Genomic DNA, 12,641 nt, shown 5'->3' with positions numbered 1-12,641 from the left:
CGTGCCGGAGGAGTGGAACGTGGCCGAGGAGACGATCGCCCTTCCGGTGACGGCCGTGACCTGTCTGGAGGACCGGGCGCAGCTGGAGCGGACGGCGGAACTGGAGCTGTCGCCGGGCGTGCACCGGCTGCGGCTGGGCCCGGTGACGGCGCTGGCGGTGGACCGCTCGCTGCACGCGGCGCTGCTGGACGCGGACGGCGCGCCCGGCGGCGGGGCGAAGGTGCTGGACGTGCGGCTGGTGCGGTCCTGGCAGCCGCCGGTGCCGCTGCCGCCGGGGCCGGAGGACTCGGCGCTGCGCCGCCGGGTGCACGACCTGGAGCGCGAGCACCTGGCCGAGTCGCGCCGCCAGGAGCGGTTGCAGGCCCGGCTGGCGCTGCTCGGCCAGCTGGCGGCGGACCTGCTGCGGGAGATCGGCGAGGGCGCGGGCAGCGGCGAGCTGGAGCAGGCCCGCTGGTCGCGCGAGCTGGACCGGGTGGACGCGGAGCGGGAGTCGTACGGCGAGCGGCTGCGGGCCTCGCGGCTGCGCTCGGTGGAGCTGGCGACCGAGCTGGCCCGGGCCGAGGAGGCGCTGGACCTCGCCGAGCGGGAGCCGGCCGAGCTGCTGGCGTTCGTGGAGCTGTCGGTGGAGTGCGCCGCGCCGGGCCGGTTCCTGGCCCGGGTGGGGCACCTGGTGGCGTGCGCGCTGTGGCGCCCGGCGTACCGGGCGGAGCTGGTGGACGGCCGGCTGCGACTGGAGAGCGACGCGGTGGTGTGGCAGCGCACCGGCGAGGACTGGTCGGACGTGCGGCTGACGCTGTCGACGGCGCGGTCGGCGTCGGCGGGCGAGCCGCCGGCGCTGGCCGAGGACCGGCTGGTGCTGCGGGAGCGCTCGGCGCAGGAGAAGAAGACCGTCGAGGTGGAGCTGCGCGAGCAGGCCGTCGCGGACGCCGGTCCGCTGGAGCCGGGCCTGCCGGGGGTGGACGACGGCGGCGAGGTGCGGGTGCTGCGGGTGGACGGCCCGGTGTCGGTGCCCGCGGACGGGCGGGCGCACCGGGTGCCGGTGAGCGTGTTCGAGGCGGCGGCGCGCAGCGAGTACGCGGCGGCGCCGGAGCTGTCGGACGCGGTGACGGAGGTGGTGTCGTTCCGCAACGCGGCGGGGCACGCGCTGCTGGCCGGACCGGTGGACCTGGTGCGCGGCTCGGGCTACACCGGCCGGGGCGCGCTGGAGTTCACCGCGCCGGGCGCGCCGGTGCGGCTGGCGTTCGGCTCCTCGGACGGCCTGCGGGTGGTCCGGGAGGCGGACGAGCGCCGGGAGGGCGCGGGCCTGGGCGGCCAGCGCACCCTGGTGACCCGCACGGTGCGGCTGCACCTGTCGCGCTTCTCCGGCCCGGACGAGCACGGCGAGCGGGTGGTGGTGCTGCGCGAGCGCATCCCGGTCTCGGAGGTGTCGGCGGTGCAGGTGCGGCTGCGCAAGGAGCACTGCTCGCCGCCGCCGGACGAGCTGGACGCCGAGGGCATCGTCCGCTGGGAGGTGCCGCTGCCGCCGGGCGGGCGGCGCACGGTGACGCTGGTGTACGAGATCGCGGCGACGGCGAAGGTGGCGGGGCTGTGAGCCGCGCCCCCGGCCCGGCGACCCGGCCCGGGAGGGGTACAACAGAGGCATGATCTACCACCTCGCCCCGCTGGACGACTGGCTGCGCGACCCGGGCCGGCCGTACACCGCCGCGTCGCTGCTGACCGAGGGCTTCCTGCACTGCTCGCCGGACGAGCCCACGGTGCTGGCGGTGGCCAACGCGTTCTTCCGGGACGCCCCGGAGCCGCTGATGGCGCTGCTGATCGAGGAGTCGCTGGTCGAGCCGATGGTGAAGTGGGAGGCGGCCACCGGCGGGCCGCCTCCGGGCACCGCCGAGGGGGTGCTGTTCCCGCACGTGTACGGGCGGCTGAACCGGACGGCGGTGCTGGGCCTGGAGAAGCTGGAGCGCGGCCCGGACGGGCGCTGGGCGGCGCTGCGGCCCTGGAGCTGACCCCCGGGGCCCGGGGCGCCGCCCGGGGCCCGCACGGGGCCGTCGGCGGGCGTTGACGGCCCGTCACCGGCCGCCGGCGGGCCCGGCGCTCAGAGCCAGCCGCGCTCCCGGGCCGCCATGCCCGCCTGGAAGCGGGTGGTGGCACCCAGCTCCCGCATCAGGCCCTGGAGGCGGCGCTGGGTGGTGCGGGCGCTCCAGCCCAGCGAGCGGGCGATCGACTCGTCGGTGAGGCCGGCCGCGAGCAGGCCCAGCAGCTTGAGGTGGTCGGCCTCCGGCCCGGGGCCCTCGCCGTCGCCGAGCACGGTCTGCAGCGGCACCGCGCGCTCCCACTCGGCCTCGAACAGCGCGTCCAGGGCCTGGAGCAGCGCGGAGGGGTGGATCACGTACGCGGCGTCCAGCACGCTGTCGCCGACGCTGATCGGGATGATCGCCATCTTGTCGTCGGCCATCATCATCTTCATCGGCAGCACCGGCCGGACCCTCGCCTCCTCGCCGTCCTCGACGCCGGTGAGGATCTCCTGCTCCAGGCGCCCGGGCCAGGCGATCGCCTCCTTGTCGAAGACGGTGCGGATCCGCACCCCAGACTTGAGCTTGGCCCGCTGCCGGGGCTGCTCGACCGTCGGGTCCTGCACGTACGGCGGGCAGTCGAAGCCGCGGATCTGGTACTGGCTGGACTCGATCAGGTGCTCCAGCCGCTGGGCGATCGCCTCGCCGCCGGTGAGCACCTCCACCGAGTGCGCCGGGTCGGTGTACCGGGAGGCCTCCCGGAAGGCGTCCATCAGCCGGTGCATCTCGGCCCGGGCGGAGCGCAGCTCGGCCTCGCGGTGGCCGATCAGGGTGCCGATGGCGACGTCGGGGGCGACCGACAGGTAGCGCTCCCGGTCGACCGGGGCGCGGGTGGCCATGCCCTGCTCGGCGAGCCGGTCCAGGGCCGCCCGGCACTGCTCCAGGGTCAGGCCGCAGTGCTCCGCCAGCTCCTGGGCGGTGGACTGCGGCGCGACGACCAGCGCGGCGTACACCTGGCCGTCGGTCAGGCCGAGGCCCAGCACGGTGAATGCGTCCAGCATGGTGGTGCTTCCTTCCCCCGCCGCCCTGGTGGCCTGACGCGGTGGCGCACTTCCGCCACGCGCCGGGGCGAACTTCGGTGGCAATCTTCTGCCACCGGGCGGAACGATGGCAAGGCCGTGCGGTGCGCCTCACATGTCAAGACCCGGCAAAGCCGGTCCGCGCACGCGCCGGAGCCCGTCCGCCGTGGCACGGCGGACGGGCTCCGGTGGCGGTCTCGGCTACAGGCCGACCTCGCGCATCAGGGTGCCGACCTCGGGGTTGGTCAGACGGCGCAGCCAGCCGGACTTCTGGTCGCCCAGCGAGATCGGGCCGAACGCGGTGCGCACCAGCTTCTCGACCGGGAAGCCGACCTCGGCCATCAGCCGGCGCACGATGTGCTTGCGGCCCTCGTGCAGGGTCACCTCGACCAGGTAGTTCTTGCCGAGGTTGGAGACCACCTTGAAGCTGTCGGCGCGGGCCCAGCCGTCCTCCAGCTCGACGCCCTTGGCGAGCGTCTTGCCCAGGTCGCGCGGCAGCGGGCCCTGGATCGCCGCCAGGTAGGTCTTGGTGACGCCGTACCGGGGGTGGGTGAGGCGGTGGGCCAGCTCGCCGTGGTTGGTGAGCAGGATGATGCCCTCGGTCTCGGTGTCCAGGCGGCCGACGTGGAACAGCCGGGTCTCCCGGTTGGTCACGTAGTCGCCCAGGCACTGCCGGCCCTCGGGGTCCTCCATGGTGGAGACCACGCCGGCCGGCTTGTTGAGCGCGAAGAACAGGTAGGACTGGGTGGCGACGGTCAGGCCGTCCACCTTGATCTCGTCCTTCACCGGGTCGACCCGGCGGCCCTGCTCCAGCACCGGCTCGCCGTTGACCTCGACCCGGCCCTGCGAGATCAGCTCCTCGCAGGCCCGGCGGCTGCCCATGCCGGCCCGCGCCAGCACCTTCTGCAGGCGCTCGCCCTCCTCGCCGACCTCCTTGCCGGGGCCCTCGTGCCGGGCCAGCACCCGGTCCTCGATCCGGCCCTGGAGCTCCCGGGAGCGCTGCGGCTGGCGCCGCGGGTCGCCGGGCGCGCCCTGCCCCTCCCGGCGCGGCCGGGGCGCCGCCCCGGGCTTGCGGGAGTCGTACGCGCCGCGCCCGGGCGTCGCGTTCGGCCCGCCGCCGTACTCGGGCCGGTCGTACCGGCGCTCCTCCGGGCGCAGCGGGCGGTCCGGGTAGCGCCGCTCCTCGCCCCGCCCGCCGCCACTGCCGCCGCGCGAGCCCGCACCGTACGAGCCGGAACCCGAACCGCCACGGGCACCGCCGCCGCCGTACGAGCCCGCGCCCGAGCCGCCGCGCGCGGACTGCCCGCCGCCGTACGAGCCCGAGCCGCCACGGGTGCCGCTGCCGCCGCCGTACGAGCCGGAGCCCGAACCGCCGCGCGCGGACTGCCCGCCGCGGCCCTGGCCGCCACCGCTGCCGCCGCCGTAGGACGACGATCCGCCCCGGCCCCCGCCCTGCTGGCCGCCGCGGCCGCCCTGCCCGCCCCGGCCCTGGCCGCCGCTGTTCCTGCCGTTGCCACCGTTGCCACTGCTACGCATCAAAATGTCCGTACGTCGATATCCGTCTGGTCGGCCTGGTTCGGCCTCGGCCCTTCCTGTGCGGCGGCGACCGCCTGCGCGATCATCGTGCCCTCCAGGGACTCCGCTTCCACGTCGTCGACCTCGGGCAGGAAGGGCGCGAGCTCCGGCAGCTCGTCCAGGCCGCGCAGCCCCATCCGTTCCAGGAAGTAGTTCGTCGTCCGATACAGGATCGCTCCGGTCTCGGGCTCGGTGCCGGCTTCTTCGACCAGTCCTCGCTGTACCAGGGTACGCATCACGCCGTCGCAGTTCACACCACGGACCGCGGAAACCCTCCCGCGCGACACCGGCTGCCGGTACGCGACCACCGCCAGCGTCTCCAGCGCGGCCTGCGTCAGCCGGGCCTGCTGCCCGTCCAGCACGAACCGCTCGACCGCCTCGGCGCACTCCGCGCGGCTGTAGAACCGCCACCCGCCGGCCACCTGCCGCAGCTCGAAACCGCGCCCCTGCGCCGTGTACTCGGCGGCCAACTCCCGCAGCACAGCGGCCACTTCGGCCTTCGGCGCGTCCAGTACGGCGGCCAGCCTGCCCTCCGCCACCGGCTCGTCGGCGACCATCAGCACCGCCTCCAGCGCCGCCCGCAGCGGGACGCCCCCCGGCTCCGGCGGCGCCACCACTTCGGGTGCCGGCTCCGATCCCGGTTCCGGTTCCGGTTCCGGTAGCGCCAGGACGCGCTCCACCGGTTCGATCCGGGCGCCGTCCGGGTACGCCGACTCCTGCCACTCCCCGGGCCGGTGCGCGCCCGGCAGCCCCAGGGACCGGCGCGCGGGCCGCTCCGTCATGCCGTACCGCCTTCCTCGCCGCCGCCCGCGGGGCGGTCGAACTCGTCGGTGACCTCGACCGCCCGGTCGTCCGCGGCGACCCAGCGCACCACCAGTTCCTCCAGGGCCCGCGGCTGCTCGAAGGCCAGCGCCTTCTCCCGGTACAGCTCCAGCAGCGCCAGGAACCGGGCCACCACCACCAGGGTGCCGTCCGCGTCGGCCGCCAGCTGCCCGAAGGTGGCCGTGCCGAGCGCGCGCAGCCGCTCCACCACCAGCGCGGCCTGCTCGCGCACGCTCACCGGCGGCACGTGGATGTGGTCGACGTACACCACCGGCCGCGGCCTGGGCGCGAACGCCTTCGCCGCCAGCCGGGCGAAGCGCTCCGGGCCGATCGACAGCACCACCTCGGGCAGCAGCAGCGCGTACTGCGGCTCCAGCGCGACCGTCCGCGGCCGGCGCAGCGCCTCGCCCTCCCAGCGCTCCGCGAACAGCGCCGCGACCTTCTTGTACGCCCGGTACTGCAGCAGCCGCGCGAACAGCAGGTCGCGCGCCTCCAGCAGCGCCAGGTCCTCCTCGTCCTCGACCTCGGCGGCGGGCAGCAGCCGGGCCGCCTTGAGGTCCAGCAGGGTCGCCGCGACCACCAGGAACTCGGTCGCCGCGTCCAGGTCCCACTCCGGGCCCATCGCCCTGATGTGCGCGACGAACTCGTCGGTGACCTTCGACAGCGCCACCTCGGTGACGTCCAGCCGGTGCTTGGCGATCAGTCCGAGCAGCAGGTCGAACGGCCCCTCGAAGTTCTCCAATCGGACCTGGAACGCCATAACGGAACATTCTGGCAGACGCCCCGGGGCGCGACGGCGGACGCGGCACCGGGGCGCGGGGAAACCGCGCGCCCGCCGGGCGGCCCGCCCGCCCGCCCGGAGCGCCCCCGCAGCGCCCCCGCAGCGCCCCGCGGCGGCCCTCAGCGGCCGCGCAGCCTGCGCACCAGGATCGACGCCTCGCCGCGCTGCTCCAGGTCCGCCAGGACCACCGCGACGGCCTCGCGGACGACCCGGCCGCGGTCCACGGCCAGGCCGTGCTCGCCGCGCAGCACCAGGCGGGCGTGCTCCAGGTCCATCAGTTCCTCGGCGGACACGTACACGGTGATCTTCTCGTCGTGCCGCTCCCGCCCGGAGGGCCGCCGGGCCCGTCCGCGTCCGCGCACCGTGGCCGGGGCCGTCCGGCGGGCCTCTGCGGGGTCCTCCGCGCGCCCCGCAGGGGCCGCCGGGGCGGCCTCCGGTCTGGCGGCCGGCACCTCGGCGGTGCGCGGTGCGGGAGCGGCGCCCTCGCCGCTCCCGGGGGGTTCCTGCCCGGCGGGGGCCGCGCCGTTCACCGGAACGGTGCCGTTCGCGGGGCCGGAGCCGTTGCCGTTGTTGCGCGCGAGCGAGGGCGACAGGGCCATTCCGCCGGTTGCCCGGAACAGTTCGTCGGCCCCCGGGAGGCTCACTCGGCGGGGCGGCACCGGTCGAGCACCTCCCTGGCGAGCTGGCGGTAGGCGGCCGCGCCGACCGAGTTGGTGGCGTAGGTGGTGATCGGCTCGCCGGCCACGGTGGTCTCCGGGAACCTGACGGTCCGCCCGATGACGGTGTGGAAGACGTGCTCGCCGAACGCCTCGACGACCCGGGCCAGCACCTCGCGCGAGTGCACGGTGCGCGAGTCGTACATGGTGGCCAGGATGCCGTCCAGCCGCAGCTCGGGGTTGAGCCGCTCGCAGACCTTCTCGATGGTCTCGGTGAGCAGCGCGACACCGCGCAGCGCGAAGAACTCGCACTCCAGCGGGACGATGACGCTGTGCGCGGCGGTCAGGGCGTTGACGGTGAGCAGGCCCAGCGAGGGCTGGCAGTCGATGATGACGTAGTCGTAGTCGGGCAGCAGCGGCTTGAGCGCGCGGGCCAGCGCCGACTCCCGGGCCACCTCGCTGACCAGCTGCACCTCGGCGGCCGACAGGTCGATGTTGGACGGCAGCAGGTCCATGCCGGGGATGGCGGTCTTCAGCAGGACCTCGTCGGCCGTCAGGCCCCGCTCCATGAGCAGGTTGTAGACGGTGACGTCGAGTTCCATCGGGTTGACGCCGAGGCCGACCGAGAGCGCGCCCTGCGGGTCGAAGTCCACCAGCAGGACCCGGCGGCCGTACTCGGCGAGCGCCGCGCCCAGGTTGATGGTGGAGGTGGTCTTGCCGACGCCGCCCTTCTGGTTGCACATCGCGATGATCTGCGCGGGGCCGTGCTCGGCGAGCGGCGCGGGGATCGGGAAGTACGGCAGCGGGCGGCCGGTCGGGCCGACCCGCTCGCGGCGCTGGCGGGCCGCGTCGGGGGCCAGGGTGGCGGCGTACTCGGGGTCGGGCTCGTACTCGGCGTCCGGGTCGTCGTAGGGCCCGTAGCCGAGTTCGCTGTAGGCCAGGCCGTACGCGGCGAAGTCGGCGTCGTAGTCGGTGGCGGCTGCCGCCGCGCTCTGGCGGGCCTCGAAGGTGCGGACCGCGACCGAGCCGACCTCCTGCGCGCCCACCGTGGCCTGCCGGGCTTCCTCGTTCGGCTGCCCGGCGGAGAGCTCCGCCAGTCCTGGCTGACCACCCCCGGGAGCAAATGTCGACTCATTCACAAGTCGTCTTACCTCCTTGGACGTCCAGGACTCTATGTCGATTCGTCAGCGTGGCAGCATGCCAACGGTTTGCGACTCTAGGCCGTTTCGGGCATTCGCAGCAACACAATCCACGGTAGTGGGCCGTGTGTGTCGGCCGTTCACCCACCCCGTGTCAAGACACGAGCCTAACGTTTCCGCCCCCGCGGCGGGCCGTGAGGGCCCGTCAGGTGTCCTTGTCGACAGAGCGGGTGACAAACCGCACCGGAATTGACCGCCGGCGGTCACCACCGGGCCGCCCGGCCGCTCCCCGGGCATGCCGAAGCCCCCGGCGCGAAGGGGAAGGACGGCCGGGGGCGACAGCGGGTGAGGGGGCGTCAGGCGAGCACGCTCTCCAGGGAGACCGACTCCAGGCCGAAGGCCTCGGCGACGGCCGGGAAGGTGATCTGGCCCTCGTGCACGTTCAGGCCCTTGGCGAGCGCGGCGTCCCGGCGCAGCGCCTCCTTCCAGCCGCGGTTGGCCAGCTCGACCACGTACGGCAGGGTCGCGTTGGTGAGCGCGTAGGTGGAGGTGTTGGGGACGGCGCCCGGCATGTTGGCCACGCAGTAGAAGACCGAGTCGTGGACCCGGAAGGTCGGCTCGGCGTGCGTGGTGGGGTGCGAGTCCTCGAAGCAGCCGCCCTGGTCGATGGCGATGTCGACGAGCACGGAGCCCGGCTTCATCTTGGCGACCAGCTCGTTGGTGACCAGCTTGGGGGCCTTGGCGCCCGGGATCAGCACGGCGCCGATCACCAGGTCGGCCTCGACGACGGCCTTCTCCAGCTCGAAGGAGTTGGAGACGATCGCCTTGACCTTGGTGCCGAAGACCTTGTCGGCCTCGCGCAGCTTGTTGATGTCGCGGTCGAGCAGGGTCACCTCGTAGCCCATGCCGATGGCGATGGTGGCCGCGTGCCAGCCGGAGACGCCGCCGCCGATGACGACCGCCTTGGCCGGGTGGGTGCCGGGCACGCCGCCGGGCAGCACGCCGCGGCCGCCGGCCGGGCGCATCAGGTGGTAGGAGCCGACCTGCGGGGCCAGCCGGCCCGCGACCTCGGACATCGGGGCGAGCAGCGGCAGCGCGCCGTTGGGCAGCTGCACCGTCTCGTAGGCGATCGCGGTGGTGCCGGAGGCGACCAGCGCGTCGGTGCCGGCCCGGTCGGCGGCCAGGTGGAGGTAGGTGAAGAGGGTCTGGCCCTTGCGCAGGCGGTGGTACTCCTGCGCGATGGGCTCCTTCACCTTGAGGATCATGTCGGCCGCGGCCCACACCTCGTCGGCGGTGGGGAGGATGGTGGCACCGGCGGCCACGTACTCCTCGTTGGGGATCGAGGAGCCGACGCCGGCGTTGTCCTCGATGACGACCTCGTGGCCGTTGCGGACCAGCTCATGCACACCGGCAGGCGTGATGGCCACGCGGTACTCGTGGTTCTTGACCTCGCGGGGGATGCCGACCTTCACGGCTAACACGTCCTCTTGCCATGGGGGATACCTGCCGGGGAAGCCCGGCGGGCGACGCACATGAAGGGCACAACGGACAGGCCGGTGCATGGACCTATGCGCGACTGAGTTCGAGTGTAATGAAGCCCAGTCGGCGTGTCAGCCTTCCAAAGTGACTAAATCAGCCGGACTCATTGGCAGGTTCGTAGGCTTGCGCGCCTTCCCGGGCCACATTGCGGGGCGAACCCCGCATCTACGACATTACTCCGGAAGCGGGTGGCGGCCCTCCTGGCCGAGGTGCCGCTGGAGCCGCGCGGCCAGCGCCGCGACCTCCCGCTCGCCCCGCGCGTCGCCGGTGCGGCGCAGCACCGCGGCCGCCGAGCGGTACTCGCGCAGCGCCTCCTCGAAGCGCCGCAGCCCGGCGTGCGCCTCCGCCAGGTGCACCAGCAGCCGGGCCTCGGCCGGCTGGTCGCCCAGCGCCTGCCGCAGCACCAGGGCCCGCCCGTACGCGTCGGCGGCGCGCAGCGGGTCGCCGAGCGCCCGGTGCCCGTGGCCCACGCCCTCCAGCGCGCGGGCGCAGCCCGCCTCGTCGCCCGCCCCGCGGGCCAGCTCGACGGCCCGGCGGTAGCGCTCGCCCGCCTGCTCCCAGCGCCCGGCGGCGGCCTGCAGGTCGCCCAGGTTCAGCAGCGCGGCGGCGGCCCGGCGCGGGTTGCCCTGCCGCTCGGCGACCTTCAGCACCGACTCGTGCAGGGCGTGCAGGTCGGCGGGGGCCGCCTCGCCGGTCAGCGGCAGGGCCCGCAGCAGGGCGGTGACCAGGCGGCCCGCGGAGCCGTCCAGGTCGCCCTGGCCGACCGCGTCGGCGACGGCCGTCAGCAGGAGCTCGCGCTCCCCCAGCAGCCAGCCCTCGGCGTGCGCGGCGGTGCGCAGCCGCAGCGGGCCGGGCAGCGGGTCCGGGTTGGGGCCGGCCGCCGGGTCCAGCAGCAGGCGGGCCGAGTCCACCAGCCGCACCAGCCGTTCCAGCAGCCGGGCCCGGGCCAGCTCCACCTCGGACGGGCGGTCGGCCTCCCCGCGCAGCTCCACCAGCCGCCCGTACAGCCGGCCCGGCACCCGGTAGCGCGCGGTGCCGTCCGCCGCGTCCGGCTCGCCCTCCAGCAGCTCCAGCTGCGCCAGCTCGGCCAGCGCCGCCCCCGCCTCCGGCGCCGGGCAGCCCACCAGCGCGGACGCCGTGCGCAGGTCGACCCGCTGGCCGGGCGCCAGCATGCACAGCCGCAGCAGCCGGGCCCGGGCCGCGGGCAGCCGCCGGTACGCCAGCTCGAACGCCCCGCGCAGCGGGTCGCCCTCCACCACCGGCACCGTCTCCCGCTCCGGGTCCGCGGGCCGCTGCGGCCCCTCCACCGCCGCCGGGGCGGGCCCCGGGACGGTGCGCAGCCGGGCGGCGGCGTCGGTGACCGCCAGCCGGGGCTCGGTGCGCAGCCAGCCCGCCGCCAGGCGCAGCGCGGCCGGGCGGTTGGCGCACGCCTCGGCCAGGTCGGCGGCGCCCACCGGGTCGCAGGAGATCCTGGTCCCGCCGACCAGCTCGCCCAGCAGGTCCACCGCGGCCCGGTGGTCCAGCCCGCCGAGGATCACCGGGTCGATGCCGTCGATGCCCACCAGCGGCCCCGAGGTGGTGGCCAGCAGCAGCGACTCGGTCTTCTCCGCCAGCAGCGGCCACACCTGCCCGGCGTCCCGGACGTCGTCCAGCAGCACCAGCGCCCGGCGCTGCCCGAGCGCCTCGCGCAGCGCCTCGCAGGCCGGGTCCTCCTCGGCCGCGCCGGGCAGCAGCGCCGCGCCGGGCCGCTCGCCCAGCTGGTCCAGCAGCATCCGGGCGGCCCGCCCGGCCCCCACCCGGCTGCCGTCCGGCGCGGACAGCCGCGCGTACAGCAGCCCGTCCGGGTGGTCGCCGGCCACCGACCTCGCCCACCGCACCGCGAGCGCGCTGCGCCCCGAACCGGGCCGCCCCGCCAGCACCAGCAGCCGCCCGCGCCCCTGCGCGGGCCGCCCCGCGGCGAGCGTCAGCGCCGCCAGCTCCGCCCCCCGCCCGGCGAACGGCCGGGCCCCCGCGGGCAACGCGTCGAAGATCCCGGCCGCCTCGGCCACCGCCGCCGTCTTCCTCGCCACCCGCGCCACTCCCGACCCGTCGCCCAGCGAACCCGACCCGCGCACCGGGCCCTGTCCGCGAAGCGTAGTTCGATCACCCCGCCCCGCCGAGACGCCCCGGTATGACCAACGGCCGAATCACCTCGCTGGAGCAAAGCGAAGACGAAACCGGGGGCGCGGGGAGACCTGCGCGACGAGGCGAAACCAGGGGCGCGGGGAACTGCGCGGCCCACCGCGCACCCACCGCCGGATCGCGACGCAGGACGACGAGTCGCACTGTCCCGCGATCCCCGCCGACGTTCACACGGCCGGTCGCGCAGTTCCCCGCGCCCCCGTTTGTTCAGGCTCAGTACGGCCGGGCCGGCCACTCCGCGTCGGCGGGCCGCAGCGCGTCGAGGCCCTCGCCCGCCAGGGCCGCGCTGAGCGCCAGGACGCCGGTGACCAGGGTCGGGTTGTGGAGTTCGCCCGCCAGGACCAGCCGGACGAGTTCCTCCCGCGGCACCCGGGCCGCCTCCAGTTCCAGCTCCTCGCCGTGCGCCTCGTAGCGCTCGCCGTCCGCGTCCGACAGGTCGGTCGCGAGGAAGAGCCGGACCGCCTCGTCGCTGCCGCCGGGCGAGGTGAAGAAGTCGACCAGGACGCGCCAGTGCCCGGCCTTGGTGTGGGCCTCCTCGAAGAGTTCCCGCTGCGCCGCGTGCAGCGGGTTCTCGCCGGGGACGTCGAGCAGCCCCGCCGGGAGTTCCCACAGCCGGTGCCGGACGGGGTGCCGGTACTGGCGCAGGGTCAGCACCCGTCCGTCCCCGTCGAGCGCGAGCACCGCGACCGACCCGGGGTGCAGCTGGTAGTCGCGCTGCGCCCACGTCCCGTCGGGCATCCGGACCTGCTCGCTGCGCACGCCGGTCACCTTGCCCCGGAAGGGCGTGCTCCCGTCCCGGACGTCCCACTCCTCGGCCACGTCGTGAATCCCGGCCACCGGGCACCACCCCTTCTCGTCAG

General features: G+C 75.5%; 11 protein-coding genes. 2 read left to right on the top strand and 9 right to left on the bottom strand.

Annotation, left to right across the window (positions count from 1 at the left end; translation table 11 throughout):
- Position 1 precedes the first annotated feature (1 nt).
- Positions 2–1,591: a mucoidy inhibitor MuiA family protein gene (locus tag ACIP60_RS35900; protein WP_400693071.1), complete on the top strand. Its 1,590-nt coding sequence runs from the start codon at positions 2–4 to the stop codon at positions 1,589–1,591.
- 49 nt (positions 1,592–1,640) lie between these two features.
- A complete protein-coding gene (locus ACIP60_RS35895; RefSeq protein ID WP_400693068.1) occupies positions 1,641–2,003 on the top strand; it encodes a DUF952 domain-containing protein in 363 nt (120 codons plus the stop codon).
- A gap of 89 nt (positions 2,004–2,092) precedes the next feature.
- Here the strand turns inward: ACIP60_RS35895 and ACIP60_RS35890 are convergent, their stop codons facing one another.
- The 9 genes from ACIP60_RS35890 to ACIP60_RS35850 all read right to left on the bottom strand — a co-directional run bounded on the left by ACIP60_RS35890 (position 2,093) and on the right by ACIP60_RS35850 (position 12,618).
- Positions 2,093–3,070: a helix-turn-helix domain-containing protein gene (locus ACIP60_RS35890; protein WP_100840101.1), complete on the bottom strand. Its 978-nt coding sequence runs from the start codon at positions 3,068–3,070 to the stop codon at positions 2,093–2,095.
- A 219-nt stretch (positions 3,071–3,289) separates the two neighbouring features.
- Positions 3,290–4,624 (bottom strand): pseudouridine synthase, encoded by a 1,335-nt coding sequence (locus ACIP60_RS35885; protein ID WP_400693064.1) that lies wholly within the window; start codon positions 4,622–4,624, stop codon positions 3,290–3,292.
- On the bottom strand, positions 4,624–5,445 hold the full coding sequence (gene scpB / locus ACIP60_RS35880) for an SMC-Scp complex subunit ScpB (RefSeq protein ID WP_400693062.1): 822 nt from the start codon (positions 5,443–5,445) through the stop codon (positions 4,624–4,626). Before scpB ends, ACIP60_RS35885 begins: the two co-directional genes overlap by 1 nt.
- Positions 5,442–6,245 carry a segregation and condensation protein A gene (locus ACIP60_RS35875; protein WP_400693059.1) on the bottom strand — a complete coding sequence of 268 codons (804 nt, stop codon included), beginning with the start codon at positions 6,243–6,245 and terminating at the stop codon, positions 5,442–5,444. The genes scpB and ACIP60_RS35875 overlap by 4 nt, the downstream gene beginning before the upstream one ends.
- Before the next feature lie 140 nt (positions 6,246–6,385).
- Positions 6,386–6,865 (bottom strand): hypothetical protein, encoded by a 480-nt coding sequence (locus ACIP60_RS35870; protein WP_100840683.1) that lies wholly within the window; start codon positions 6,863–6,865, stop codon positions 6,386–6,388.
- Positions 6,866–6,906: 41 nt separating this feature from the next.
- A complete protein-coding gene (locus ACIP60_RS35865) occupies positions 6,907–7,968 on the bottom strand; it encodes a ParA family protein (protein WP_199528312.1) in 1,062 nt (353 codons plus the stop codon).
- 449 nt (positions 7,969–8,417) lie between these two features.
- Complete coding sequence (gene ald, locus ACIP60_RS35860; protein WP_400693181.1) at positions 8,418–9,533, bottom strand: alanine dehydrogenase; 1,116 nt, start codon at positions 9,531–9,533, stop codon at positions 8,418–8,420.
- Positions 9,534–9,773: 240 nt separating this feature from the next.
- The gene (locus tag ACIP60_RS35855) at positions 9,774–11,669 is read right to left on the bottom strand and encodes a tetratricopeptide repeat protein (RefSeq protein ID WP_400693055.1); all 1,896 of its coding nucleotides are present in this window, start codon (positions 11,667–11,669) and stop codon (positions 9,774–9,776) included.
- Between the two features lie 325 nt (positions 11,670–11,994).
- The gene (locus ACIP60_RS35850; RefSeq protein WP_400693052.1) at positions 11,995–12,618 is read right to left on the bottom strand and encodes an NUDIX domain-containing protein; all 624 of its coding nucleotides are present in this window, start codon (positions 12,616–12,618) and stop codon (positions 11,995–11,997) included.
- Positions 12,619–12,641: the final 23 nt, after the last annotated feature.

Origin of the sequence: Kitasatospora sp. NPDC088783, assembly GCF_044750705.1 — a bacterium.
In the GTDB taxonomy this organism is placed as follows: Bacteria; Actinomycetota; Actinomycetes; order Streptomycetales; family Streptomycetaceae; genus Kitasatospora; species Kitasatospora fiedleri.
The sequence above is the reverse complement of the archived record's forward strand: the minus strand, read 5'-3'. Positions and strand labels throughout refer to the sequence as shown.